At 64.6% G+C, this 25,562-nt stretch carries 21 protein-coding genes; 8 read left to right on the top strand and 13 right to left on the bottom strand.

The features are described 5' to 3' along the window. Nucleotides 1-29: 29 nt before the first annotated feature. Nucleotides 30-1,439: a CHAD domain-containing protein gene (locus tag DKK67_RS00905; RefSeq protein ID WP_162628700.1), complete on the top strand. Its 1,410-nt coding sequence runs from the start codon at nt 30-32 to the stop codon at nt 1,437-1,439. On the opposite strand, the gene glcF is transcribed toward DKK67_RS00905, so the two are convergent. The 7 genes from glcF to dctP form a co-directional block, all read right to left on the bottom strand. After that, entirely contained in the window at nt 1,440-2,648 is a 1,209-nt protein-coding gene (glcF, locus tag DKK67_RS00900) for a glycolate oxidase subunit GlcF (protein ID WP_111493492.1), read from the bottom strand. It abuts the gene before it with no gap. 4 nt (nt 2,649-2,652) lie between these two features. Further along, on the bottom strand, nt 2,653-3,717 hold the full coding sequence (glcE, locus tag DKK67_RS00895; protein WP_111493490.1) for a glycolate oxidase subunit GlcE: 1,065 nt from the start codon (nt 3,715-3,717) through the stop codon (nt 2,653-2,655). After that, nucleotides 3,714-5,171: an FAD-linked oxidase C-terminal domain-containing protein gene (locus DKK67_RS00890; RefSeq protein ID WP_111493488.1), complete on the bottom strand. Its 1,458-nt coding sequence runs from the start codon at nt 5,169-5,171 to the stop codon at nt 3,714-3,716. The genes glcE and DKK67_RS00890 overlap by 4 nt, the downstream gene beginning before the upstream one ends. Before the next feature lie 75 nt (nt 5,172-5,246). Then, nucleotides 5,247-5,672, bottom strand: a complete 426-nt coding sequence (locus DKK67_RS00885; protein WP_111493486.1) for a GlcG/HbpS family heme-binding protein — start codon at nt 5,670-5,672, stop codon at nt 5,247-5,249. A gap of 108 nt (nt 5,673-5,780) precedes the next feature. Further along, a complete protein-coding gene (locus DKK67_RS00880) occupies nt 5,781-7,331 on the bottom strand; it encodes a TRAP transporter large permease (RefSeq protein WP_111493484.1) in 1,551 nt (516 codons plus the stop codon). Then, complete coding sequence (locus tag DKK67_RS00875) at nt 7,331-8,038, bottom strand: TRAP transporter small permease subunit (RefSeq protein ID WP_111493482.1); 708 nt, start codon at nt 8,036-8,038, stop codon at nt 7,331-7,333. Before DKK67_RS00875 ends, DKK67_RS00880 begins: the two co-directional genes overlap by 1 nt. Before the next feature lie 145 nt (nt 8,039-8,183). Then, nucleotides 8,184-9,293, bottom strand: coding sequence for a TRAP transporter substrate-binding protein DctP (gene dctP, locus DKK67_RS00870; protein ID WP_111493480.1), 1,110 nt, complete (start codon nt 9,291-9,293; stop codon nt 8,184-8,186). Between the two features lie 377 nt (nt 9,294-9,670). Here dctP and phnD point away from each other — a divergent pair, with 377 nt between their 5' ends. The 5 genes from phnD to DKK67_RS00845 are packed head-to-tail and all read left to right on the top strand — an operon-like array spanning nt 9,671 to nt 14,034. Then, nucleotides 9,671-10,618 (top strand): phosphate/phosphite/phosphonate ABC transporter substrate-binding protein, encoded by a 948-nt coding sequence (gene phnD / locus DKK67_RS00865; protein WP_111493478.1) that lies wholly within the window; start codon nt 9,671-9,673, stop codon nt 10,616-10,618. A 14-nt stretch (nt 10,619-10,632) separates the two neighbouring features. Continuing rightward, the gene (gene phnC, locus DKK67_RS00860) at nt 10,633-11,445 is read left to right on the top strand and encodes a phosphonate ABC transporter ATP-binding protein (RefSeq protein ID WP_111493476.1); all 813 of its coding nucleotides are present in this window, start codon (nt 10,633-10,635) and stop codon (nt 11,443-11,445) included. Beyond that, a complete protein-coding gene (phnE, locus tag DKK67_RS00855) occupies nt 11,442-12,263 on the top strand; it encodes a phosphonate ABC transporter, permease protein PhnE (RefSeq protein ID WP_111493474.1) in 822 nt (273 codons plus the stop codon). Before phnC ends, phnE (DKK67_RS00855) begins: the two co-directional genes overlap by 4 nt. Further along, nucleotides 12,260-13,069 carry a phosphonate ABC transporter, permease protein PhnE gene (phnE, locus tag DKK67_RS00850; RefSeq protein WP_111493472.1) on the top strand — a complete coding sequence of 270 codons (810 nt, stop codon included), beginning with the start codon at nt 12,260-12,262 and terminating at the stop codon, nt 13,067-13,069. Before phnE (DKK67_RS00855) ends, phnE (DKK67_RS00850) begins: the two co-directional genes overlap by 4 nt. Before the next feature lie 2 nt (nt 13,070-13,071). Further along, nucleotides 13,072-14,034 (top strand): HAD-IIA family hydrolase, encoded by a 963-nt coding sequence (locus tag DKK67_RS00845; RefSeq protein WP_111493470.1) that lies wholly within the window; start codon nt 13,072-13,074, stop codon nt 14,032-14,034. Nucleotides 14,035-14,046: 12 nt separating this feature from the next. Here DKK67_RS00845 and DKK67_RS00840 read toward each other — a convergent pair whose 3' ends face one another. The 3 genes from DKK67_RS00840 to DKK67_RS00830 form a co-directional block, all read right to left on the bottom strand. Continuing rightward, nucleotides 14,047-14,940, bottom strand: coding sequence for a sulfotransferase family protein (locus DKK67_RS00840; protein WP_162628699.1), 894 nt, complete (start codon nt 14,938-14,940; stop codon nt 14,047-14,049). A 168-nt stretch (nt 14,941-15,108) separates the two neighbouring features. After that, nucleotides 15,109-16,563, bottom strand: a complete 1,455-nt coding sequence (gene mltF, locus DKK67_RS00835; protein WP_111493466.1) for a membrane-bound lytic murein transglycosylase MltF — start codon at nt 16,561-16,563, stop codon at nt 15,109-15,111. A gap of 156 nt (nt 16,564-16,719) precedes the next feature. Next, nucleotides 16,720-18,897, bottom strand: a complete 2,178-nt coding sequence (locus DKK67_RS00830; RefSeq protein WP_228160480.1) for a cytochrome c3 family protein — start codon at nt 18,895-18,897, stop codon at nt 16,720-16,722. A 310-nt stretch (nt 18,898-19,207) separates the two neighbouring features. On the opposite strand from DKK67_RS00830, the gene DKK67_RS00825 reads away from it, so the two are divergent. Together DKK67_RS00825 and DKK67_RS00820 are read left to right on the top strand one after the other, a co-directional pair. Next, nucleotides 19,208-20,278: a transporter substrate-binding domain-containing protein gene (locus tag DKK67_RS00825; protein ID WP_111493462.1), complete on the top strand. Its 1,071-nt coding sequence runs from the start codon at nt 19,208-19,210 to the stop codon at nt 20,276-20,278. A gap of 42 nt (nt 20,279-20,320) precedes the next feature. Further along, nucleotides 20,321-21,103: a spermidine synthase gene (locus tag DKK67_RS00820; protein WP_111493460.1), complete on the top strand. Its 783-nt coding sequence runs from the start codon at nt 20,321-20,323 to the stop codon at nt 21,101-21,103. 9 nt (nt 21,104-21,112) lie between these two features. Here DKK67_RS00820 and DKK67_RS00815 read toward each other — a convergent pair whose 3' ends face one another. The 3 genes from DKK67_RS00815 to DKK67_RS00805 all read right to left on the bottom strand — a co-directional run bounded on the left by DKK67_RS00815 (nt 21,113) and on the right by DKK67_RS00805 (nt 25,431). Beyond that, nucleotides 21,113-21,946 (bottom strand): transporter, encoded by an 834-nt coding sequence (locus tag DKK67_RS00815; protein ID WP_228160479.1) that lies wholly within the window; start codon nt 21,944-21,946, stop codon nt 21,113-21,115. A gap of 70 nt (nt 21,947-22,016) precedes the next feature. Further along, complete coding sequence (locus tag DKK67_RS00810; protein WP_111493458.1) at nt 22,017-24,011, bottom strand: alkyl/aryl-sulfatase; 1,995 nt, start codon at nt 24,009-24,011, stop codon at nt 22,017-22,019. A 463-nt stretch (nt 24,012-24,474) separates the two neighbouring features. Continuing rightward, nucleotides 24,475-25,431, bottom strand: coding sequence for a BamA/TamA family outer membrane protein (locus DKK67_RS00805; RefSeq protein ID WP_111493456.1), 957 nt, complete (start codon nt 25,429-25,431; stop codon nt 24,475-24,477). Nucleotides 25,432-25,562 lie beyond the last annotated feature (131 nt).

Below are 25,562 nucleotides of genomic sequence, written 5' to 3'. Positions count from 1 at the left end.
GCTGACACATCATGGGTTCCGAGCCATTCATGAAGCATCTCTTCCTGATACGCCACGGCAAGTCCAGCTGGTCCGATGCCGCGCTGGAGGACTGGGAACGCCCCCTGAACAAGCGCGGCCAGCGCCAGCTCGGCCTTATGGCCGGCGCCCTGCGACGGATCGGCGCGTTCAACGGCGTCATCTACGCCAGCAACGCCATGCGGGCCCGGCAAACCATCGAAGGCATGATCGCCAGCCTCAACGACGACCGCCTGCCGCCGCGGGTTCACTTCAAGTCCCGACTCTACACCTTCAGCGCCGACACCCTGTGGAAATGGCTGCTCAAGCGCGACGAAGACCGCGTGACCCTTGTGGGCCACAACCCCGCCCTGGAAGAGCTGGCCAACCGCCTGTTGCGCAAGCCGGTGGATGCCCTGCCCACGGGCAGCGGCGTGCACATCCTGCTGCCGATCCAGCACTGGTCCGAGCTGGAGCCCGACACCGGCGCCCTGGGCGAACATCTGAAACCGGGCTGGGTGAGCTATCACGAGTTCCAGCGCAAGCAGCCCGGCGACCCCGGCAAGAAACAGGGCGGCAGCGCGCTGCGCGGCATGGCGCTGTCGCTACAGCATCTGATGACACGGTTACAGGCATTGGAACCCGGCGCGGCGCTGGGCTTCGACCCCGAATTCCTGCACCAGTACCGGATCAGTATCCGCAAGGTACGCGCGGTGCTGGAAACCCTCTACGCCCTGTCCGGCGACAAGGCCCTCAAACCGTCGGTGAAGCGACTCAAGCGCCACGCCCGGGCCACCAGTAACCTGCGCGACCTGGACGTGTTCATGGACACCCTGGCCGACTGGGAGCGGGATCCCGATTACCGTGACGCGCTGGCCGACACCGGCGCCCTGGCCGCCTTCCGCGAACGCCAGCAGGCGGCCCAGACCGGGTTCGCCGGGCATATCCAGGCCCGCGTCTACCTGGACGACATGGAGAACCTGAGGGAATTCATGCACTCCGCCACCCTGGAAAAGACGCTCAAGCAACAGAACAAGCACCTCATCCGCGAGGCCCTGGACGCCCGCATCGCCGACCACAACGCGCGGCTGGTGGCGCTGTCGGACCTGTCCGCCGACGAGGACTTCCATCGTCTGCGCAAGAACCTCAAGCGCATCCGCTACCTGGCGGACCTGGACCGCGCCCTGCCGTCGGATTTTCGCAAGGATCTCAAGCAACGCCAGTCGATCCTGGGGGAATTCCAGGACCGCCATGTGCAGGAAACCTTCATGCAGGCCTACCAGCGCGACAGCGACCCGGACGGACGGCTGACGCCGCTGATCCAGCGCCTGACCGGCCAGAAACAGGCCGCCCGCCAGCACATCCTGACCCTGGCCCCCATCGATCCACCGGAACCGGTGACCCGCGCCCGCAAGACCCGCCCGGCCCCGGAAGGCGCCTGATCAGCGGTCGAGCAGTTCGATCCAGTGCTGCACCGGCCGGTCGGCGCGGCTGCCCAGGTGCAGCTGGCAGCCGATGTTGGCAGTGACGATGCGGTCGGGCTGGTCCACGGTCAGGGCCTTGAGCTTGTTGCCCAGCAGGCGCTGGCTCATCTCCGGCTGGAGGATGGAGTAAGTCCCCGCTGACCCGCAACACAGGTGCTTGTCGCGGGTTTCCGCCAGATCGATGCCGGCCTGGCGCAACACCTGCTCCACCACCCCATTCTGTTTCATGGCGTGCTGCAGGGTGCAGGGGCAGTGGAACGCCACCCTGCCGGTGTGCTCCCCCGGGCGCAGCAGCGACAGATCCTGCTTGAGCAGATAGGTGCCCAGATCGCAGGTCATGGCGCTGATCTGCGCCGCCTTGTCGGCGTAATCCGGATCGTTGCGCAGCAGGTGGCCGTAGTCCTGCACCATGGCACCGCAGCCGGAAGCGGTCATGACGATGGCCTCGGCGCCGGCCTCCACCTGCGGCCACCAGGCGTCGATGTTACGGCGCATCTGCTCCAGACCCGCTTCGTGGGCGGACAGGTGGTGATTGATGGCGCCACAGCAGCCGGCGTCCGGCGCTTCCTCGAAGGAAATCCCCAGCCGGTCCAGCACGCGCGCCGCCGAGGCGTTGGTGTTGGGCGTGGCGGCCGCCTGCACGCAGCCGGCCAGACCGATCACCACCCGCTCGTGGTGGGCGCTGGGCCAGGCGCGCGGGGTCTGTTTGGGCGGCACCTTGTCCTTCAGCGCGGTCGGCAGCAGGGGGCGGAACAGCTGCCCCAGGGCCAGCAGCGGCGTGATCAGCTCGCGGTTGGGCACAATGCGGCGCAGGGCCCACCGGAGCAGCCGTTCCCGGCGCGGGCGTTCGATCTTCTGATCGATGAAACCGCGGGTGATGTCCACCAGACGCCCGTACTGAACGCCCGACGGGCAGGTAGTCTCGCAGCTGCGGCAGGTGAGGCAGCGATCCAGGTGGGTCTGGGTCTTTTCCGTCACCTCGCCGCCTTCCAGGAACTGCTTCATCAGGTAGATGCGACCGCGTGGGCCGTCGCGCTCGTCGTTGAGCTCCTGATAGGTGGGACAGGTGGCGGTACAGAAGCCGCAGTGCACGCAGGCGCGCAGGATGGCTTCGGCCTCCTGGCCTTCTTCGGTGGCACTGAAAGCCTGAACGAGATTGGTCTGCATAGGATTACAACCCGCTGTAGAGACGTCCGGGATTGAAAATACCCTGGGGATCGAAGGCCTGTTTCAGGCGCTGCTGCAGGCCACGCAGGGCCTCGGGCTGGCGATGCATCACCTCGCCGCTGCGGTCGCCGCCCCGGAACAGGCTGACCTGGCCGCCGGCGGCGGCCGCCAGAGGCTCCATATCGGACAGGTTAGCCTCGCCGCGATACCAGCGCTGGGCGCCGCCCCAGTCCAGCAGCCAGGGGCCGTCGAGCGGGGGATTGGGAGCCGTCGGACTGACCGAGAAGCGCCACAGCGGCGCGTCGCCGGCAAAGAAATCCAGGCGCTGGTCGCGCAGGTCGGCCCAGAAGCGTTCGGCGTCCTCGATCACCTCGCCGGGCCAGTGATGGGCCGTGGCCTCCACCGCCGACCGGGCGCCGGACAGGCGCAGGTAGAGCTGGCCGTCGAGCCAGCAGGCGCCGGTCAACGGCTTGGGCTCGCCGGCACGCTGGTTCATGAAGGGAATGGCATCCTCCATTGGCATCGGCTGCACCAGGGTCAGGCTGTGGGCCGGGCGCGGCATCACTTTCAGGCTGATCTCGGTGATCACCCCCAGCGTGCCGAGGGCGCCGGCCTGCAGGCGGGACACGTCGTAGCCCGCCACGTTCTTCATCACCTGGCCGCCAAAGCGCAGGTGCTCCGCATGGCCGTTGATCAGCCGCAGCCCCAGCACCTGGTCGCGCACGGAATAGGTCCAGGGCCGGCCGGGGCCGGACTGGTTGCAGGCCAGGGTGCCGCCGATGGTGGCGCTTTCGGAAAAATGCGGCGGCTCGAAGGACAGGCACTGGTTATGCTCCGCCAGCGCCGCCTCGATCTGACGCAGGGGCGTGCCGGCGCGCACCGTGAGCACGAGCTCCACCGGCAGGTAGTCGACGATGCCGCTGTGGCCGGACAGCTCCAGCGGATCACAGAGCACGTCGCTCAGCCGCCCCATGAACGCCTTGCTGCCGCCACCGACGATGGCCAGCTTGCGATTGTCCTGCAACGCGGCGCGGACCTGCGCCTGCAGGTGTTCGGTCTGGTCGCTCATCCGGCCTCCGCAGGGGCTTGTCTGGGTTCCAGGGCGCGGTATTCCTGGCACTGGCGCAGGGTGGGCACCCCTTTGCCCGGGTTGAGAAGGCCCTGCGGGTCAAAGGCCGCCTTGAGGGCATGGAACTGGGTCAGCTCCAGGTCGCCGAACTGCACCGCCATCTGGCGGATCTTCTCCACGCCCACGCCGTGCTCGCCGGTGATACAGCCACCGACCCTGACACACAGCTCAAGGATACGGCTGCCAAAGGCTTCGGTGCGCTCGAACTCGCCGGGGACGTTGGAATCGAACAGGATCAGCGGGTGCATGTTGCCGTCGCCGGCGTGGAACACGTTGGCCACCCGCAGGCCAAATTCCTTCGACATCTTCTGCATTTCCGTCAGCACGTAGGCCAACTGGCCGCGAGGAATGGTGCCGTCCATGCAGTAGTAATCCGGCGAGATGCGCCCCACCGCCGGGAACGCGGACTTGCGCCCCTTCCACAGCAGCGCCCGCTCCTGCTCGCTCTGGGAAGTGCGCACCGAGGTGGCGCCGAACGAACGGAACAGGTTCTCGGCCTGTTCGATGTGCTCCTGCACTTCCTCCTCGGTGCCGTCCACCTCGCACAGCAGCAGGGCCGCCGCCTCGCGCGGGTAGCCGGCGTGGGCGAAATCCTCGGCGGCGGAGATGGCGTAGCCGTCCATCATTTCCAGGCCGCCGGGAATAATGCCCTGGGCGATCACGCCGCCCACCGCGTCGCCGGCGTTCTGGATCGAGTCGAAACCGGCCATCACCACCTGGGCCTTCTCCGGCTTGGGCAGGAGTTTGACCTTCACCTCGGTGACGATGCCCAACAGCCCCTCGGAGCCGGTCATCAGCGCCAGCAGGTCCATGCCACAGCTGTCCAGGCCGTCGCTGCCGACGATCACCACCTCGCCGTCCACGGTGACCATTTCCACGCTGAGGATGTTGTGCACGGTCAGCCCGTACTTGAGGCAGTGCACACCGCCGGAGTTCTCGGCCACATTGCCGCCGATGGTGCAGGCGATCTGGGAGGACGGATCGGGCCCGTAGTAGAGGCCGTACTGGGCGGCCTCCTCGCTGATGGCCAGGTTGCGCACGCCGGGTTGCAGGCGCGCGGTCCGGGCCAGCGGGTCGATCTCGAGGATGCGGTTGAACTTCGCCAGGGACAGCACCACGCCGTCCCTGTGGGGCATGGCGCCGGCGCTCAAACCCGTACCGGCACCGCGGGCCACCACCGGTACGCCGAGCTCGTGACACAGGCGCATGGCCTGCTGTACCTGCTCGACGGTCTCGGGCAGGACCACCAGCAACGGCATCTCGCAGTACATCGACAGGCCGTCGCATTCGTAGGGACGGATGGTTTCGTCATCCTCGATGACGAAATCGGGGTCGATGAACGTCCGGAACCGGCGCGCCAGCTCCGCACGATCGACCGTGGACTCGGTAGCCATCGGGCTCTCTCCCGGCCATGAATGGCCGATCTATTATTGTCGTTGTTCTTAGATTTACAGGGAGAAGCGGCCGAATCAACCCCGCTTTTCGAGGAAATAGTCCAGCCCGGCCTGGGCGCACTCCATGTCCTGCTGCGGGGTGCCGGAACTCAGACCGATGCCGCCGACCACCTCGCCGTCGACACTGACCGGCAGGCCGCCGCCGACGGAGCTGATGCGCCCGCCCACTTCAGTGTGGATACCGAACGCCAGCTGGCCCGGCTGGTTGGCGGCGTTGTACTCGTGGGTGGCCTTGCGCGCGGCGGCGGCGGTGTAGGCCTTGTCCTGGGCGATGATGACGCTGGAGGTCTTCCCGCCATCCATGCGTTCGAACGCCACCAGGTTGCCGGATTCGTCGGTGATGGCGATGCACATGGGCACGCCGATCTCGCGGGCCTTGGCGGCGGCGCCTTCGATCAGGATGCGGGCGTCGGCGATGTCCAGGCGTTTGAGTGTCAGCATTGCAGTGTCTCCTTGTTCATTCGATGGAAAGCCGTCCCCGACTATAACCGGGGACGGCCTGATCCATCATGCGACTTTTATCGGAACCGTCCTCATCCCCGCTTACCGTCAGCCATAGACGATGCTCGGCAGCCAGGTGATCACCGCCGGGAACAGGATGCACATAGCCAGCCCCACGCACTGCAGCGCCAGGAACACCAGCGATGAACGGAAGATGGTGCCCATGGAGATTTCCGGCGGGCACACGCCGCGAATGTAGAACAGCGCGTAACCGAACGGCGGGCTGAGGAAAGACATCTGCATGTTCACCAGGTAGAGCACACCGAACCAGAGCACCACGTCCTCGCCGGGCACCGCCGGCAGGCCGAACAGGCCGTCGAAGGTCAGCGACTCGACGATGGGGATGAAGATCGGCACCGCCAGCAGCAGGATGCCCACCCAGTCCAGGAACATGCCCAGCACCACCAGCAGGAACATCAGCAGGAACAGGATGCCGTAGGGCGACAGGCCGGTGCCCAGGATGGCGTTGGTGATGAAGTCCTGGCCACCCTGCAGGATGTAGAAGCCCACGAACACCGAGGCGCCGAACATGATCCACAGCACCATGGCCGATGCCTTGGCGGTGGTGATCGACGCTTCCTTGAGGGTCTGGATGGAGAAGGACTTGTGCATCACCGCCACCACCATGGCCCCGAAGGAGCCGATACCGGCCGCCTCCACCGGCGTGGCGATGCCGCCGAACAGCAGCCCCAACACCAACGCCACCAGGATCAGCGGCGCGATCAGGTCCTTGAGCAGCAGCAGTTTCTGGCCCAGGGAGATGCGTTCCTCTTTCGCCACCGGCGGCCCCAGTTTGGGGTTGATGGCGGTGCGGATCAGCACGTAGGCGATGTACATGCCCGACAGCATCAGCCCCGGCACCACCGAGCCCAGGTACAGCTCGCCCACCGACTGTTGCGCCACCACCGCGTAGAGAATCGCCAGGATCGACGGCGGGATCAGGATGCCCAGGGTGCCGCCGGCCATGATCGACCCCAGGGCGATCTGGTGATCGTAGCCCCGCTTGAGCATGGCCGGCAGGGCAATGATGCCCATGGTGACCACCGCCGCGCCGATCACGCCCACCATGGCCGCGAGGATGGTGGAGGCGAGGATCGTGGCCGAGGCCAGACCGCCGCTGAGGCCGCCCATCCACTTGTAGACCACGTTGAACATCTCCTCGATCAGCCCGGCCCGCTCCAGCATCGCCGCCATGAAGATGAACAGCGGGATCGCCGCCAGGTCGGAGTTGGTCATCATCGGGAAGATGCGGCTGGGCACGATGTTGAGCATCAGCGCGTCGCCCACCAGGTAGATGAACACCACCCCCAGGCCGCCGGTGACGAACGCCAGGGGCAGGCCCATCATCAGCGCCACCAGCAGGGAGCCGAACATGAGGAAGGTCAGCGTGCTGATTTCCACGCCGTAGAGACTGCCCGCCAGGCGGAACAGGAAGTACTCATCGCCGTAGGGATCGTAGAACAGGATGTTGATCAGCTCGACGGCGATGATGAGTGCCAGGGATACCGTGGCAATGATCATCAACCAGGTACCGAACTGGCCGATCATGCGGTTCGCGGCGCTGGCCGCCGGATTGTACTTGCCGGTGTCGGTGCTCATCAGGCGCCCTCCTTACCCAGACGGACAAACAGGGCAATGTCCTTGATCAGCTTGGACAGGCCCGCCAGGAAGATCAGCACCGCGCCCACCAGCATCATGAACTTCACCGGGTAATACTGGATGCCCCAGGTTTCCACGGTGGTTTCCTTCATCGAGAGAGAGTTCTGGAAGAAGGTCCAGGAGGTGATGGCCAGGATCAGCGCGAAGATGAAGAAGAACATGGATGTGAAGATGTCCATGCCCACCTGGCCGCGCTCGGGCAGCAGGTTGTAGAGCACGTCCACCCGCACGTGGGCGCCGTGCAGCATGGCGAAGGCGCCGGCCAGCAGATATTGCATCCCCAGTAGCAGGAAGCTGGCCTCGTGCACCCAGATGGTGGGCATGTTGAACACATACCGCATCACCACTTCGAAGAAATAGAAGCACACCGCGTTCACCGTCCAGAAGGCCACGAACACGCCGGAGTGTTCGCTGATCCAGTCGATGGTGCGGGTAAACCAATTGACGCCGGCGTCCGGGTGGCGCGTGTAGACGGTGTCTTCCGCGTCCTGCCCCTCGCCGGGTGTGGCCGTCTCATCGCGAGGCTCGGCCGGTTTGCGTTTCTGGTACCAGCGGTCGAGTGCCATCATCAGCAACGGCATGACCGCCAGCCAGCCCCAATAAAGCCAGTGCGGCAGTACGAATCCAAAGCCTTCCAGATCGGACATGGTTTCCCCCGGGACACGCCCGAGCCCCCGGCGTTTCAGCCGCCGGGGGCTCGATGGGGCGGGCCTGAACCAGCCCACCCGCCTGTTGTTGTTTTATCGACCTCGCAGGCACCGCCGGTCGATACGGCGGTGCTGTTCGCGGGTGTTACTCCATGCCTTCGATATCTTCCGGGCTCACGTACCCCACCGTCTCATTCATCATGTATTCGAGCTGCATATCGAAGATGGCCCGGGCGTCCTCGTCCTTGTTGGCCCACTTGTACCAGATGGGAATGGCCGCCTGGCGGAAGCGCTGCAGGTCGTCCGTGCTCAGGCGCGAGACGGTGTCCCCGGCTTCCTTGAACTTCTCCATGGCCTCCACATTGCGCTTCTGGATGGTCAGGTAGTGTTTCTGGGAGTAGATGCGCACTTCGTCCTCGACCAGTTGCTGCAACGCTGGAGAGAGGTTGTTCCAGGCGCGCAGGTTGACGGTCAGGTCCATCAGGTCCACCGGCTGGTAGATGGACATCACCCCCGGCGGTCCGAACAGGATGTAGTCGGTCACCTGGGAGAAGCCCAGTTCCCAGTTCACCGCCGGGCCCACGTAGTCGGCCGCGTCGATGGTGCCCTTCTCCAGGGCCGGGAAGATGTCGGAACCGGGCAGGCTGACGGTGGACACGCCGAACTGCTGGAACACTTCGGCCACCATGCCGCCGGGCACGCGGATCTTCATGCCCTTGAGGTCGTCCAGGCTGCTGACCGGCTCCTTGGAGTGGATGATGTTGGCGTCATGCTGGATGGGCCCCACATAGAACAGGCCGTACTTGCGGTAGATTTCCCGGGTTTTCTCAAGCATGCCCAGGGAATAGAACATGGTGTCCCACTGGTGCGGCTGATCCGGGCCCGCCGGGTAGGAGGACAGGAACACCGTCGCCGGGATCTTGCCGGACCAGTAAAGGGTGAACGGGTTCATGCCCTGCAGCACGCCGTTGCGCACCGCTTCGAACAGGGCGTTGTTGTCCGCCGCCACCGCCTTGGCCGGGAAGCACTTGAAGACCAGCTCACCGCCGCTCTTCTTCTCCATGCTGTCGCACCAATCCTCGAACAGCGAATAGCCCACGGTGCCGGCATCCCAGACGGACTGGATCTTCCAGGTGGTGGCCGCCGAGGCGGACGAAGTCGCGAACAGGGAGGCTGTCGCCAGCGCCAGGGCGCTCAGGAAACCACGGCGAAAAGCCACGGTCTTTCGGATGATTCCGCTTGCACGTGTCGTCATTTGCGTTGTCCCCAATCTTTGTTGTTGTCAGCTTTCGGGGCCTTGTCGGAGGCTCCTCCGGGCACAGGCAATCCGGGCCCGGGAGGGTCCGGCTGTTTCTGGAAAGATGCTTTTTCTGATTGTTGCTGTACCAAACTAGAGCATCGTCACAGATCGCGGTTTCGTCCAGAAATTGAGCAATAAACCCAGGCTATCACCACAATTAGCCAGCCATGAACGTGTAACCAATTGAGGGAAAAGCAGTTATCCCGTGCTGTCACAAAACTGCCATTTGGCTGCTATAACGTAGGGAGCGACTTGAGACCGTGCAGTGCCGCGGAGGTTGTCGGCGACTGCCGGAACAACAAACCAGGTTCAACGACCAGGGATAAAAAACCATGAAAAAGTTGCTCGCCCTTACCTGTGCTGCGCTGCTGTGCCCGGCGCTCTCCCACGCTGAATTCAAACTCGACAGCCGCTACACCGACGCCGACGGCGACCTGGTGGCGGACATTCCCAGCGACCCGTCCCAGCAGGTGGACCCGTCCACGCTGATCTTCGCCTACACCCCGGTGGAAGACCCGGCGGTCTACAAGGACGCCTGGTCGGACTTCCTCGACTACCTGTCCGAGAAGACCGGCAAGAAGGTCCAGTTCTTCCCGGTACAGTCCAACGCCGCCCAGATCGAAGCCATGCGTGCCGGGCGTCTGCACATCGCCGGCTTCAACACCGGCTCCAACCCGCTGGCCGTGGCCTGCGCCGGTTTCCGCCCGTTCACCATGATGGCCTCCGAGGACGGCTCCTTCGGTTACGAGATGGAGATCATCACGTACCCGGGGTCGGGCATCGAGGAAGTGGAAGACATCAAGGGCAAGGAGCTGGCGTTCACCTCGCAGACCTCCAACTCCGGCTTCAAGGCGCCGTCCGCCATCCTCAAGGCCGACTACAACATGATCGCCGGCGAGGATTTCGAACCGGTGTTCTCCGGCAAGCACGACAACTCCATCCTGGGCGTGGCCAACAAGGACTATCCGGCCGCCGCCATCGCCAACTCGGTACTGGATCGCATGCTGCGCCGTGACGTGGTGAGCGAGGACCAGATCAAGACGGTCTACACCTCCCAGACCTTCCCCACCACCGGCTACGGCATGGCCTACAACCTCAAGCCGGAGCTGCAGGAGCAGATCAAGGACGCGTTCGCGACCTTCGACTGGGAAGGCACCTCCCTGCAGGAGGAGTTCTCCAAGTCCGGCGAGGCGCAGTTCATCCCCATCACCTTCAAGAAGGAATGGGAAGTGATCCGCAAGATCGACGCCGCCAACGGCGTCCAGTACAACTGCCAATAAGGACCGGATAGCCCGTGCTGGAACTCAAGGCCGTATCCAAGACGTACAAGACCGGCGACCAGGCGCTGACCGACGTCAGCTTCACCATTCCCGCCGGTCAGGTGGTGGGGCTGATCGGCCCTTCCGGTGCGGGCAAATCCACCCTGATCCGCTGCATCAACCGGCTGGTGGAGCCCACCGCCGGTCAGGTGCTGCTCGGCGGCACCGACCTGACCCGCCTCAACGGGCGTGCGCTGCGCCAGGCGCGCCGGCGCATCGGCATGATCTTCCAGGAGTACGCCCTGGTGGAGCGGCTGACGGTGATGGAGAACGTGCTCTCCGGCCGCCTCGGCTACGTCTCCGCCTGGCGCTCCTTCCTGCGCCGCTACGCCCAGGCGGACATCGACCAGGCCTTCGCCCTGCTGGAGCGGGTGGGCCTGGGCGACCATTTCAACAAGCGCGCGGACGCCCTGTCCGGCGGCCAGCGCCAGCGGGTGGGCATCGCCCGCGCCCTGGAACAGAATCCCGAGCTGCTGCTGGTGGACGAACCCACCGCGTCGCTCGATCCCAAGACCTCACGCCAGATCATGCGCCTGATCCAGAGCATGTGCCGCGAGCGCAACCTGCCGGCGATCATCAACATCCACGACGTGATGCTGGCGCAGCAGTTCGCCGACCGCATCATCGGCCTGCGTAACGGGCAGGTGGTGTTCGACGGACCGCCGGATGATCTGGGCAACGAGGTGCTGACCACCATCTATGGCGACGAGGACTGGAACCAGCTGCGCGGGGACGGCGAGCACGCCGAATCCGACGCCGGCAACCTGTCCGTGGCGGAGGGCCTGTGACCGCGTCGTCCACCCCCGAATCCAACGCGCCGCGCCCCTGGAAACGCCCACCGGCGCTGTTCACTCACACCGGCTGGCGCCGCACGATCTACATCGGCGCGCTGGTCTACCTGGTCCTGGCGGTGCAGTCCATTGAGGTGGACTGGATGCGCGTCTACGAAGGCCTCGAACGGGGCTGGCGCTTCGTGCAGGGCTTCCTGGTGCCGGACTTCACCAGCCGCTGGGACGACATCCAGGCCGGACTGATCGAGAGCCTGACCATGACGGTGACCTCCACCGTGGCCGGCATCCTGATTTCGGTGCCGATCGGCATCGGCGCCGCCCGCAACCTCACACCCATGCCGGTGTACCTGCTGTGCCGGGCGATCATCACCGTGTCGCGCTCGTTCCAGGAGATCATCATCGCCATCCTGCTGGTGGCCATGTTCGGCTTTGGCCCGTTTGCCGGCTTCCTGACCCTGGCGTTCGCCACCATCGGCTTCCTCTCCAAGCTGCTGGCCGAGGACATCGAAGCCTGCAACGCGGTGCAGATCGAAGCGGTGCGGGCCACCGGCGCGGGCTGGTGGCAGGTGGTGAACTACGCCGTGCAGCCCCAGGTGATGCCGCGCCTGATCGGCCTGTCCCTGTACCGGCTGGACATCAACTTCCGCGAATCGGCGGTGATCGGCATCGTCGGCGCCGGCGGCATCGGCGCTACCCTGAACACCGCCATCGACCGCTACGAATACGACTCCGCCGGCGCCATCCTGATCATCATCATCGCCATCGTGCTGCTGGTGGAATACAGCTCCTCCCATGTAAGGCGGTGGGTGCAATGACGACCGGGACCCTCGAATCACAATGGCAATACCGCACCCCGAAGCAGCGCCTGCTGCGCTGGGTGGGCTGGTTCTGGCTGGTGGCGCTGACCGTGTTCTGCTGGCAGGTAATGACCCGGGACACCATCTGGGCCTTCGTCACCGACGCCCCGCGCCAGGCGGCCGACATCGGCGGGCGCATGGTGCCGCCGGCCTGGGGCTACATCAACACCCTGTGGGAGCCGCTCTGGGACACCCTGAACATCGCCACCCTGGGCACGCTGCTGGGCGTCATCATCGCGGTGCCGGTGGCCTTCCTGGCGGCCCGCAACACCACGCCCAGCGTGTACCTGGTGCGGCCCGTCGCGCTGCTGATCATCGTCGCCTCGCGCTCGATCAACTCGCTGATCTGGGCGCTGCTGCTGGTGGCCATCATCGGCCCGGGACTGCTGGCGGGAATCATCGCCATCGGCCTGCGCTCGATCGGCTTTGTCGCCAAGCTGCTGTATGAGGCCATCGAGGAAATCGACGAGAAACAGGTGGAGGCGGTGCGCGCCACCGGCGGTTCCGGGCTGCAGATCATCGATTACGGCATCGTGCCGCAGGTGCTGCCTACCTTCTGGGGCATCAGCGTGTTCCGCTGGGACATCAACATCCGCGAATCCACCATCCTGGGGCTGGTCGGCGCCGGTGGTTTGGGTCTACAGTTACAGGCATCGCTTAACGTACTGGCCTGGCCCCAGGTGACCATGATCTTCATCGTCATCCTGGCCACGGTGGTACTCTCGGAATGGGTTTCGGCCCGGGTGAGACAGGCAGTCCTGTAGTCATGACAACATCGGAATCGTTATCGGCGGTGCACGACCTGATGCCGCCGACGCCCCGCTGGGCCTTTTCGGAATACGAACGCATTCGCCATCGCCTGCCGCGCCGTTCGCCACTTGCCACCACGCGCCCACCGTCGGTCTACCACTCGCTGGATGGTCTGACGGCGCTGTTCGACGCCTTTGTGTTCGACGCCTTCGGTGTGCTCAACACCGGCGACCGGCCGCTGCCCAACGCGGTGTTCCGTTTCGCCGAACTGCAGAAGGCGGGCAAACGCTGCCTGATCCTGTCCAACGCCGCCACCGCCAGCACCCGCGACCTGGTCGCCAAGTACCGCCGCTTTGGCTTCGCCATCGAACCGGAGCAATTGATCTGCAGCCGCTGGCTGCTCGAACAGGCCCTCGCCGAGAACCCGCGCCAGGGCTTGTGGGGCGTGATTGCCCCGCCCCATGCGCGCCCGGAAACCCTGCCGGTCAACGCCCTCGCCATTCACGGCAACGCCGATCGCAGCCTGCGCGAACGCATGGACCGCTGCGACGGTTTCCTGTTCCTGAGCACCCAGGACTGGACCCGATCCCACCAGTCCATACTGGAAGCCAGCCTGTCCAGCTACCCGCGCCCGCTGGAAGTGGCGAACCCGGATCTGGTGGCCCCGCGCGGCGACCGCCTGACCCTGGAACCCGGTTTCTTCGCCCATCAACTGGTGGACCGCACCGGTATCACGCCGGTGTTCTATGGCAAGCCCTATACCCCCGCTTTCGAGGCGGCGCTGGCGCGTCTTGGCAACCCCGATCCGGATCGGGTCCTGATGGTCGGCGACACCCTGCATACCGACATCCTGGGCGGGCAAAGCGCCGGCATGAGCACCCTGCTGGTGACCGAACACGGCGCCCTGAAGGGCCTCGACGCGGGCCGCTGTATGGAGCGTTCAGGCATATTCCCGACGTATCAGGCGCCGGCGATCTGAAGCCGGCCCCTGTCAGCCGAGGCCTGCTACCAGCCCTCCAAACCCCGCCATGGACTTCGGCAGCAAGGGGCCGCCCAGGGTCCGCAGCTCGTCCGGAAAGTCCTCCCCGCCCACCGGTTCACTGCGGCGTGACAGCGCCTGCCGGGCGAACCCGGCGACGGCGGGATCGCGTTCCAGGCCGATGAAATCCTGCACCCATTCCAGCGTCTCGCAGGGTCGTGACATGAGTTCGCCGTAGCTGATCTCCATGAAATCCTCCGGCGGCAGGGTCGCCAGGAAATCCACCACCGCTTCGGTGCTCATGCGCCACTCCAGCAACCCGCGCTGGAAGTCGCTCAGGCAGTGTGGCGCCAGCGATGCGTAGTCCGGATGGCTCCCGGCGAAATGCGCCAGGCGCTGCCACTTGTAGCCGTCCGCGCCGAACCAGGGCTTTTCGGCCTTGAAGCGTTCGATGGAGCGGGCCACTTCCAGGCCGTTGCGGTAGATGTGGATGAAGCGGGCATCCGGGAAAGCGGCGCGGATGAACGGCAGCCGGAAATTGTTGATGGGCAGTTTTTCTACCAGTATCGGCCGCCGCCGGCGCAGGGTCTCGAAGCGGAACAGGCGGGCCAGCTTGCGGCTCCGGACCGGGTCGGCGTGCTGTTCGTCCAGGCTGAGCCGGCCACCACGCCGGACCGCCTTGCGGCTCCAGATATCCGTTTCGGGAAACGCCGAGAACCAGAGATCACGCCGTTCGTTCAGATAGGTGACCGCGTCGTGCCGGGACAGCGCGGTTCCGAAAATCGTGGTGCCGGAACGGCCGCAGCCGACGATAAACACCGGGCGTTTTACGCCGGGCAGGGGCAAGCGGCAAAACAGGGACCGGGCGAGCGAACGAGGTTTAAGGCGTGACCTCAGGCGGGGCATACGGCAACTCCATAGACAGCAATCACGAGCAGTATATGGAGGCCGTTTCCATAGCCACAACCTAATTAACCTAACTTTACGATAGTAAAGAGTGTGTATTCTACAGCTTGCCATCCCTGGCCGGGCACCGCTCCGTAGCGGGCCAATTGTGCGGTTTCAACGGGCGCCTTAATCCCCGTCCGTGGTCGTCACCCCGGCCCCGGTAAACGCACCCTCGATCACGTCCCGGTAGTTGCGGATGCGCGTGACGTAGTGCACCGGCTCATAGCCCCGGGCGTAGCCGTAGCGCAACTGGGCGTAGTATTCCTCTTCCGCCAGCAGCGGCAGCACGTCTTTCATGTCCGACCAGGAATCCGGGTTCTTGCCCAGTTTCCGGGCCAGGGTGCGGGCGTCCAGCAGGTGGCCGCGGCCGACGTTGTAGCTGGCCAGCGCCAGGAAGGTACGGTCCGGCTCGGGGATGGTCTCGGGCAGGCGCTCGTGGCGGTCGGCCAGGTAGCGGGCGCCGCCGTCCACGCTCTGCACCGGGTCCAGCCGGTTTTCCACTCCCCAGGCCTTGGCGGTGTTCAGGGTCAGCATCATCAACCCGCGCACACCGGTGGGGCTGCGCGCCTGCGGGTCCCAATGGGACTCCTGGTAGGACTGGGCCGCCAGCAGGTCGGCAGGCAGGCCGGTGCTTTCTTCCGCCTGCAGGAACAGCGGTTTGTATTTGGGCAACCGGTCGTCGATGCGCCGGTTCAGGGCGCGCAAATCGACGAAGTCGAATTCGCTGATGTAGGCGTAGTAGCGGTAGTCGACGCTGTTGGCCGCCAGTGCGCCACTATCGCTGTCGAACCAGGCGCGGGTGGTTTGGGCCAGCGCCTCGTACTCCTTGGGCAGGTACCACCCCAGCGACTGTGACGGCGTCAGATCCATGGCGATGTCCAGGTGTGGCATGTAGCGCCGGTTCACCTGCACGATGTTGGAGTCGGCGACCGTACAGTCGAGCTTGCCCTGCTCCACCTGGCCCAGCAGGCGTTCGGTGCTCATGCGGTCGTCTTCCTCGAACAGGATCTCCGGGTTCTCGGCCTGCAGCGCCGCGAGCGTTTCCACGTAACTGGAGCCGGCCGTAACGCGGATGTTAAAGGTGGCCATTTCCGCCGCCGTATCCGGCAACGGGCGCAGGGCCCGGTTGCACACGAGTTGCTCGGTGATGGCGCGATACTGGCCACCGCGCAGGAACGCGGCGTCCCGCGAGGCCAGATGGGTCAGGCCGGCGGCGGCCAGATGCACATCACCGGCCCGCAAACGTTGGAGCACCTCGGCCGTGGACGGCACCACAACCCATTCCACCGCCCAGCCCTGCTGCCGGGCGAACGCCTGCACCAGGTCGTGTTCGGGACCGGCGGGCTCCTCCAGACGGTCCAGGTAGTAGGTGGTGGAGCCGTTGCGGGTAACCACCCGCAACACACCGCTTTCGCCGGGCGGCTGCAGGCGATCTTGCTCTTCACGCGGCGCTTCGGCCGGTGGCGAGTCCGTCCCGCCGGCGGTGGCGGCCTGATCCTTCGAAGTATCATCCCGTGTGTCGCACGCGGCCAGCGTGAGCGATAAGCACAGCGTGGCCAGGCAGGGAACCGTCGATCTCATAATGGGATCTCCCCGTTGTTCTGATTTTTCCTGCTTCCTGCTTCCTGCTTCCTGCTTCCTGCTTCCTGCTTCCTGCTTCCTGCTTCCTGTATTCTGTTTTCCTGATTGCTTTCTTTTTCCAGCCGATTACGTCAGCGGGTGCCCGACGGATGCCCGCTAACCACCGCCCGCCTGTCGACGGACGTAGAAATCCGCCTTCTGTGCCTGCCCCGTCGCGCGCAGGTAGGACACCAGAGCCGCCAGCACGTCGCGGTCGCCGGGATCGTCGTTGTGGGCCATTTCCAACACCTCGATGGCCCGGCGCACATCGCCACTGGACTGCAGCGCGACGGCATACACATAACGATAGCGGGTGCTGGCCGAAGGCGCCTCCGCCGCCTGACGCAGGTGGGGCAACGCGGCGCCAAGCTGCTTCTGGCGCACCAGCAGTAGCCCCAGGGCGTGATGAATCGGCGCCGGATCGCGCACGCGGCTCAATCCCTGTTCCAGCACCTCGCGCCCCGCCTCATCACGGCCCTGGCTGCGCAGGAAATCCGACAGGTTGACGTAGGCCGGGGTGTATTCCGGCGCCAGGTCGATGGCGTCGCGGTAGCTGGCCTCCGATGCTTCGGCGTCTCCCTGCCGGCCCCGGATGTCCCCCAGGTTGGTCAACGACTCCGGCCGGTCGGCGTTGTTGCGCTGGGATTCGATGTATTCGTCCAGCGCCGCGTCATAGCGCTGCCGCAGATCCGGCGGATTGGCGGGAATACTTGAGGGCGACAGGCTGCTGGCCGTCAGGCTGCGGATGACCCGGTGACCATCGTACAGGCCGGGCAGGCCAAACATGGGACGGTACTGCTGGGGAAGGCCATCCAGCGACTCGGCGGCACCCAAAGCGATCAACGGATCGTCGGAGCGGCTGGCCTGCTGCAGCACCGGTGCCGATTGCTGGGACAGGTAGCGCGGCAGCAGCGACACCGCCGTGGCCCGGGCGATGGCCGGCTGGGTGGTATCGAGGATCAGGTCGGACAACCGCTGTTCCGCCTGCGGTCCACCGTAGCGCCCGGCGTACAGCGCCCGGGCGAAATGCCCCTGCGGCGGTTCGCCGTGGCGCTTCTCCAGGGCCTCGGCGGCCCACTGGGCATCGCGGTCGTCGTGGCACTGGGTACAGGCGTTGGGCACGCCCAGCTCGACGCTCAGGTCCGGACGCGGGATGCGGAAGCTGTGATCGCGCCGGTCGTCGACGCCCATGTAGGTTTTCTCGGGCATGTGGCAATTCACGCACTGGGCGCCTGGGCTGCCCTGGGGGTGGCCGTGATGGGTTTCCGCGTCGTACTTGGAGACCTGGTGGCACTGGCCGCAGACGGCGTTGCCCTCGGCTTTCAGCGCCAGGCTGTGGGGGTTGTGGCAATCCGAACAGGTCACGCCCGCCTGATGCATCTTGCTCTGCACGAAGGAGCCGTAAACGTAGACTTCCCCGTCGATCTGGCCGTCGGCGTGGTACAGGCCATCTTCCAGCAGGGACGGCATGAAATGGTTGAACAGGCCGTCGTCCGGGCGCGCGCCGTGGAACTGGGTGGCGCGGCGGGAATGGCACTGGGCGCAGACTTCCAGCTCCGGCTGGGCTTCGGGGCCGCTCTGCCAGGGGTGCGGATTGCCGGTTTTCGGGTCGATGGCCCAGACCCGGGTTTCCGCCCGGGACAGGGAGAGCTGGAAACCACTGTGAGGCAGATCCCAGTTGTCCGCCTGCATCGCTTCCACGTGGGTCTGACCGGGCCCGTGGCAGCTTTCGCAGGCGACATCGATCTCGCTCCAGGTGGTGGCGTAGGTGTGCGATTCGCGGTCGTAGTTTTTCTGCAGGTTGGTGGAGTGGCAGTCGGCGCACATGAAGTTCCAGTTCTGGTCGCGCCCGGTCCAGTGCAGCGGATCGCCAGCCCGGATTGGCTCGTCCGGAAACAGGTGGTACCAGCGCTGCCCGCCGTCGCTTTCGGGGCGGGCATCCCAGACGATACTCAGCGCCTGCAGGCGGCCGCCGGGCATCTCAATCAGGTACTGCTGCAGCGGTTCCACGCCGAAGGTGTAGGCGATGCGAAAGTCCGCCAGTTCGCCGTCCGGGCCGTCGGTACGGACGAAAAAATCCTCGCCGCGACGAAAAAAGCGGGATTCCGTGCCGTAGTAGTCAAAGCGGGCATCGTCGAAATCGCCGAGCACGGTGTCCGGCGTGGCCGGCTCCATCGCCAGATCGTGGTGGGACTCCCGCCAGTCGGCGGTCGCTGTCTGGTGGCAGCCGGCGCAGGTTTCGGTACCAACGTAGCCGGCCGCATCCGGCAGGGATACACCCCGTTCCATCGCCATAACGACACCCACGTGGCACAACAAAACCAGACACATCCATCGTCTGCTCAAGACATCAACCTCTGCTCAGGGAGTGGTACCCGGTGGGCGAACACTGAACGGCACCCCGCTCGTCGACCCGGCGGTAATTCCCTTGCTGGCCAAGCCGTTATACATTTCGAGACGCCTGAGATAAGCCTAGAAGGAAACCGGGAGATTGCCACTGGTCGGGCTGTATTCCGCGCGGCATGCATCCGGAAGCCGTTTGCGACGTATGCATTGGAAACCTATCGTTTAGACAACACACAACATCGAAAACCAAGGATTCACGATGCGGTTACCCGGACGTTTGCTGACTCTTGTTGCGCTTACCCTGCTTTGTTCCCTGTCCCACGGCCAATCCACCACGCCCCTCAAAGTGGGCATCACCGAAGTCCCCCCGTTTGTCATCCAGGACGACGACGGCACGTGGTCCGGGATCAGCATCGAGCTGTGGCAGCAGATCGCCGACGACCTGGGACGGGACTTCGAGTACGAGCCCCTGCCCTTTCGCGAATTGCTTGAGCAGGTGGAAAGCGGCGAGATCGACGTCGCTGTGGGCGCGCTGACCATGACCGCCGACCGGGAAAACCGCTTCGATTTCAGCCACCCGTTCTATCAGACCGGCCTGTCCATCGCGATTCCGCCGGTGCCGGAAACCAGCCTGTTCAGCACGTTCAGGGCGCTGGTGAGCTGGCAGTTCCTAAGCGTCATCGTGGGCCTCGCGGCACTCTTGCTGGCCGTGGGCTTTGCGCTGTGGCTGGTGGAGCGGCGGCGTAATCCGGAGCAATTCGGCGGCACACCGGCCCAGGGCATCGGCTCCAGCTTCTGGTGGGCGGCGGTGACCATGACCACCGTGGGCTATGGCGACAAGGCGCCGGTGTCCCTGGCCGGGCGCCTGATTGCGCTGGTGTGGATGTTCGCCGGGTTGATCATGGTGGCCAGCTTTACCGCGGCGATCACCTCGTCGCTGACCGTCAGCAACCTGCAGAACCAGATCCAGGGTCCCTCCGATCTGCCCGGAAACCACATCGCTACCGTCGCCGGCACCGCCAGCGAGGAGTACCTCAAAGAACAGCGCGTGCGCCACTCGCTGTACCCCGACCTGACCAGCGCGCTGCGCTCCACCGCCAGCGGCGACACCGACGCCATCGTCTACGACCAGGCCCTGCTGCAATACCGCAACCAGCAGGAAGGCCGGCCGCTGACGGTGCTGCCGGGCGTGTTCGAACAGCAGCTCTACGCCCTGGCCCTGCCCGAGGGCAGCCCGCTGCGTGAGTCCGTATCGGCGGAAGTGTTGGCGGTCACCGAATCCCCCGGCTGGCAGGCGACCATCGATCGCTACCTGGGACGGCGGGACTGATCTGGCGTAGGATAGGGGCGGACACTCGCAAGAAGCCTGATTATGCCCTTCCGCCTCAACGGCAACGTCACCTACGAGACCGGGGATGCCCTGGGTCCCATCCGCGTCCTGGATTACCGCAAGCACCGGGTGCTGACTTTCGACTCGGTGTTCGAACAAAGCAAGATCGCCCGCCGGAAACCCTGGCTGCCGGTGCACGAATACAACCGCGCCATGCTGCTGCCGCTGGCGTTCACGGAGCCGGCGCGGGCCACGGTGCTGGGTGTCGGCGGCGGCGTGATGATCGGCGCCCTGCACCGGCTGCTGCCGGACTGTGACATCCACGGCGTGGAGCTGCGCCAGGCGGTGGTGGATGTGGCGCGGGAGTACTTCCACATGCCGGACGACCCGCGCGTGCGCATCAGCGTCTCCGACGTGCGTCCGGCCCTGCGCGACATGCCTGACGCCAGCACCGACCTGATCCTCACCGACCTCTACAGCGCCGACCGCATGAGCCCGGTGCAGGCCCACCGTCGCTTCATCGACCAGTGCAGCCGGGTGCTCAGCGACACCGGCTGGCTGGCCATGAACTTCCACCTGGCCCCAGCCCGGGACGGCACCCTCGTCCGCCATCTGGCGCGGCTGTTTCCAGAAGTCATGCTCTACCGCACCCGGACCAACAACTACGTGATCTACGCCAGCAAGCAGCCGGTCGCGATCCCCCCATCCAGTGACCCCACCCTGGCCGCGCTGGAAAAGCGTCTGCCCATCGGCTGGAGCGGACTGGTGGAGAAGCTGATGCCGCAGTATCGGGCGATGGCTGAGGCGGAGGAAACGACCGCCTGATCCACGATTCTACCTGGGAAAAAGAAACACGATGTTGACCCGCGCGCCCCAGCCTTCGGGGCCGCTGTCCGGGCTTTCGGCGTAATAGCGTGGCCCGGCCTGGACCTGCATCGTCTGCGATCCGACCTTGAACACCTGCGCGGCGAACAGCCCGACGGGGATCGTCCAGTCGTTGGTTTTCCAGTTGTAGGTGGAGTCGGCGGTCAGGGTAACGCTTAGCGCGGTGGGTGTTGTGTAGGTGAAAAACGGCTGGACGAACGTCTGGCTCACGTCCTCGCGGTCGTCGTCCCCGGCCACGGACCAGATGTGATTCGCCAGGCCGCCGGTGGTCCAGGGGCCAGACTGCTTGAGCGCCACGGCCGTCGGGCCGAGGCCCCATTTATCCGAGCCCAGCAGGTCGTCCGTTCCGGTCGGCAACAGGAACACCGGCCCGGCACCCCAGATCCAGCCGTTGGCGGTGGGTTCCACCGGCGACAGGAAAAGGCTCTGGACCGTGTCCCCCAGCCCGGACTGGCTGCCCGCCCCGGGGAAAATATCGCTCTGGTCGATGATCGGCAGGATAGTCCGGCTGATCAGGTTCCAGTCGTCATTCAGCGAAAAGGGCACCACCGGCTGGACGTTGACCGTCAGGCGTTCGCCGTCGTCTTCCGGGCCGATGTTCCAGTCGAAATTGGACTGGATCGGCACCGAAATCAGACTGGCGACGGGATTGGCCAACTGCTTGGCCAGGTCGGACGCGTCCTGCGCCCAGGCTGCCGGGCTGGACAGACTGGCCCCCAGCGCCACCGCCAGACCTACCGCAAAGTTACCGGTTCGCGCCGATAGACGCCTTATTTCCATCATTATGATTCTCCCTGACTGGCCAACACATCCCGGGCGCCGGCCGCACTATGCGTGCCGGCGCCGCAAACCATTACATAGCGGCCTGTTTAGGCGTCACAATCGGCCACCAGGGGTCGAACTCAACCAGCGTCGACCGGAATTCGTCGAACTGGCTGGAATTCCCATCGATCGTGGCATCGCCCGCCTCGATCAGATCCTGCAGGGACGACTGCCCCATGATGACTTTGTTGAAGTTCTCGCGGGTGACCGAAATCGACAGATCCGCCTCATCCTGCGGTTCGGCGTAGTAGTTCAGAACCGCGTTCTCCAGCACCAGGCCATAGCGCTTGTCCAGATCCGGCAGTTCAATATTCATGACGATGGTTTTCCCGGCCGCTTTCTCGCCATCCACATGCACCGCCAGGAAGTCGAAGAACATTTCCATGGGCATGCTTTTCACGATATCCGGCGAACTGGTGTTGGGCATCGGCAATACCTTGACGCCCTGACGCAGTTCCTTGGCCCCGGACAGGTAGAAGTTACGCCACGGCCCACTCTCGGCCTGGTAGCCCATTTGCGTGAAGGCGGCCGCCATCAGATCCTTGGCCTCCTGGTTATCCGGCTGGGCCATGACCAGTTTGTCCAGCACCTGGGCGACCCAACGGTAGTTGCCTTCGTCGTAGTCCTTTTGAGCTTTTTCCAGGATGGCGTCGGCCCCGCCCATGTACTCCACGAACTTGTCGCCGGCTTCCACCGGGGGCAACGGATGCAGGCGCGCCGGGTTGCCGTCGAACCAGCCCAGGTAGAAGTTCCAGGTGGCCTTCACGTTGTGGTTAAGGCTGCCGTAGTAGCCATGGCTGGGCCAGTACTGGTCGAGCTCGTCCGGCAGCTCGATCATCTCCGCCGCCTCGATCATGTTGTAGCCCTGGTTGGCCAGACGCAGGGTCTGGTCGTTGATGTACTTGTACAGGTCTCGCTGCTTCTTGAGGTGGTTGACGATGTTTTCGTTGCCCCACATGGGCCAGTGGTGCGGCGCGTAGAGCACCTCCACCTCATCGCCCCAGCGTTCCAGGGAGGCGTGCAGGTAACCGGACCACGCCTTGGCGTTGCGCACCTTGGCCCCGCGCAGGGTGTAGAGGTTATGCATGGTGTGGGTGGCGTTCTCCGCAGTGGTGAGCGCTTTCAGCTCGGGCGCGTAGAAATGCATCTCCGCCGGCGCCTCACTGCCCGGCGCCATCAGGAACTCGAACTCGACGCCATCCAGGGTCATTTTCTGTCCGGTTTCCGTGATGAGATCGGTGGGCTCAATCAATGTGGCGGTGCCCGTCGAGGTGGAGAGCCCCAGCCCTGTCCCCAGACTGCCTTGCGGCCCTTTTTCAATCAGGTTGCCGTACATGAAACCGGCGCGGCGAGTCATGTGGTTACCCGCGAAAACGTTCTCGCTGACCGCTTCCTCGACAAAACCTTCCGGCGCCACGACCTTGGCCTTGCCAGCCTCGACGTCGGCTTCATCCAGCACGCCGCGAACGCCGCCGAAATGGTCGATGTGACTGTGGGTGTAGATCACCGCCGTGACCGGCTTGTCCCCGCGATGCTCGCGGTAGAGTTCGAGAGCCACCTTGGCGGTTTCCGCAGAGATACAGGGATCAATCACGATGATCCCCGAATCGCCCTCGATGAACGTGATACCGGAGAGATCGGCCCCGCGCACCTGATAGATGCGATCGGTGACTTCATACAGCCCGGGCTGGGCCAGCAACTGGAGCTGACGCCAGAGGCTGGGGTTGACCGTGTCGGGCGCGTCCTTGTCCCTGGCGAACATGAACTGGCTGGCGTCCCAGATGGTATCGCCCTTCTCATTCTTGATGACGCCGTTGTCGGGTAACGGAGCGATGAAGCCCCGGCTGGAATCATCGAAATCCTGCCGGTCGCTGAACGGCAGTTCTTCCAGGAGTTTCTGGTTGGCGGATCGCGTCGCGTCCGTGGCGGCGTCCTGAGCCGGGGCAGTGCCCGCACCGAATGCGAGCAAGCCGGCGGCGAGGCCGGAAAGCAGCCGATGGCGTTGGAACAGGTGTTGCATATTCATGTCTGGATGACTCCCTTTCGAGCTTGAGACTCAAGGGAAGACGAAAACCGATACCACGTGCCTTCCACTTGGCTGGGATCGGCGCCAACGGGTGCGGCGCATCGACCATCACAGGAGGGCGTCACACACGCCCGACCGCAATTCGAGATAACCTGTTGTTCGGGTACGGCAGGACGGCACGCGATATCGATCTGGTTCAGGCAGGATGCGGAGTGACTCTATGGCCTCGACACACTTGAGGCATCCGACAGCTATGACCAGCAACTCCATCTGCAATGGCGCAGGGCAAAGACCCTGCCTCACCGTCGCTACTTCGGTGGCCCGTGGACTCCCTCTCAACGGGCCAACCGCCTCAGACGTAAACAAGACGTTTCATTGAAACGCCTCCTGTAAGCGTAGAAGGCGTTCGAAAAATATCCACTGTACAACAGCCTGGAGCTCTCTACCGGACGTCCGGGACGACTCAAAAAGCCCGGCCAAAGCGCACGTAAAAGCCGCTGTTTTCGCCTTCGCCCTTGGCGTAGTCGAGCGTCACCACCATCTGTTCCGACGGTTTGAGCAGGTAGGACATCCCCACACCCGCACTGGGATAGAGGTTATCGCGCTCGCCACAGTCTTCCCCGTCACCATATAGACAGGCGACGCCGGCAAACACGTTGACACCGAAGCGTTCGTATAACGGCAGGCGTTCTTCCACTTCCAGGCTCACCGAATGCGGCGCCAGGTACTGCCCCCGGGTGTAACCGCGCAGGTGAACACTGGAATAACCGCTATTGGGGGCGTCGTGCGTCCAGCGTCCGGCAATGTGATAGGCAAACACAGCGCCCTTGGCGTGGGCGATGTAATGTGTGAAATCGAGATTAAGGGTATCGAAGTTTTCTTCCCCACCGAACGCTTCGCGGTAGGCGAAATTGTTGATGTCGAGCAGTTTACCGGCGCTGGGGTCGTTCTGGTTGTTGCGGTCGTCGTACATCAGCACGAGCCCCAGCGCGCCGGAATCGACGCCGTTCAACCCCAGGGCCTTGAGGACTTCGTCGGTGCGGAAGTCATCGCCCACAGCCAGGTAGTTGGTGTAGACACCCTGAACACCCACGAACCAGTCGGACCGCACGGCCTGAAGGTAGCGCGCGTAGGCCAGTTTCATCTCGTCGGTGGTGGAGGCGGGCAGGCCGGAGCCGAGGAAATCGGAATAGTCGTTCCTGATCCGACCGCCGCCGATGGCCGCCGTCAGGCGCTTGCGGTCTTTGTCCCAGTAGGAACGCAGGAAGGCCGTGGCGAGGTAGGAATCGGTGTTGCTGTAGGTGCCCATGGCCCCGGCCATCGACGATGTGGAGCCGGGATCGAGCTTGAACAGGTAACCGGCCAGGAAACCCAGCGACGTGCCAACTTTCGGGTCACTGCTGAACTTGGGAGCGACCACCCAGGGCGACGGTGCCGGTTCGGATGACTGAGTGACTCTCTCAGCGCCCGCCCCGAATAACGGGACTAGACAGGCACACGCACCGCAAACCAGACGCCATCCCAGACTCCTACCCCGCACCCTGATCTCCC

This window comes from Marinobacter bohaiensis, from assembly GCF_003258515.1.
In the GTDB taxonomy this organism is placed as follows: domain Bacteria; phylum Pseudomonadota; class Gammaproteobacteria; order Pseudomonadales; family Oleiphilaceae; genus Marinobacter_A; species Marinobacter_A bohaiensis.
Note: the sequence above shows the minus strand (reverse complement) of the source record. Positions and strands in the feature narration are given on the sequence as shown.

Coding starts and splice junctions, on each gene's coding strand:
- DKK67_RS00905 (WP_162628700.1), top strand. CDS start 30: ATGAAGCATCTCTTCCTGATACGCCACGGCAAGTCCAGCTGGTCCGAT.
- glcF (WP_111493492.1), bottom strand. CDS start 2,648: ATGCAGACCAATCTCGTTCAGGCTTTCAGTGCCACCGAAGAAGGCCAG.
- glcE (WP_111493490.1), bottom strand. CDS start 3,717: ATGAGCGACCAGACCGAACACCTGCAGGCGCAGGTCCGCGCCGCGTTG.
- DKK67_RS00890 (WP_111493488.1), bottom strand. CDS start 5,171: ATGGCTACCGAGTCCACGGTCGATCGTGCGGAGCTGGCGCGCCGGTTC.
- DKK67_RS00885 (WP_111493486.1), bottom strand. CDS start 5,672: ATGCTGACACTCAAACGCCTGGACATCGCCGACGCCCGCATCCTGATC.
- DKK67_RS00880 (WP_111493484.1), bottom strand. CDS start 7,331: ATGAGCACCGACACCGGCAAGTACAATCCGGCGGCCAGCGCCGCGAAC.
- DKK67_RS00875 (WP_111493482.1), bottom strand. CDS start 8,038: ATGTCCGATCTGGAAGGCTTTGGATTCGTACTGCCGCACTGGCTTTAT.
- dctP (WP_111493480.1), bottom strand. CDS start 9,293: ATGACGACACGTGCAAGCGGAATCATCCGAAAGACCGTGGCTTTTCGC.
- phnD (WP_111493478.1), top strand. CDS start 9,671: ATGAAAAAGTTGCTCGCCCTTACCTGTGCTGCGCTGCTGTGCCCGGCG.
- phnE (WP_111493472.1), top strand. CDS start 12,260: ATGACGACCGGGACCCTCGAATCACAATGGCAATACCGCACCCCGAAG.
- DKK67_RS00845 (WP_111493470.1), top strand. CDS start 13,072: ATGACAACATCGGAATCGTTATCGGCGGTGCACGACCTGATGCCGCCG.
- DKK67_RS00840 (WP_162628699.1), bottom strand. CDS start 14,940: ATGCCCCGCCTGAGGTCACGCCTTAAACCTCGTTCGCTCGCCCGGTCC.
- mltF (WP_111493466.1), bottom strand. CDS start 16,563: ATGAGATCGACGGTTCCCTGCCTGGCCACGCTGTGCTTATCGCTCACG.
- DKK67_RS00830 (WP_228160480.1), bottom strand. CDS start 18,897: ATGGCGATGGAACGGGGTGTATCCCTGCCGGATGCGGCCGGCTACGTT.
- DKK67_RS00825 (WP_111493462.1), top strand. CDS start 19,208: ATGCGGTTACCCGGACGTTTGCTGACTCTTGTTGCGCTTACCCTGCTT.
- DKK67_RS00820 (WP_111493460.1), top strand. CDS start 20,321: ATGCCCTTCCGCCTCAACGGCAACGTCACCTACGAGACCGGGGATGCC.
- DKK67_RS00815 (WP_228160479.1), bottom strand. CDS start 21,946: ATGATGGAAATAAGGCGTCTATCGGCGCGAACCGGTAACTTTGCGGTA.
- DKK67_RS00810 (WP_111493458.1), bottom strand. CDS start 24,011: ATGAATATGCAACACCTGTTCCAACGCCATCGGCTGCTTTCCGGCCTC.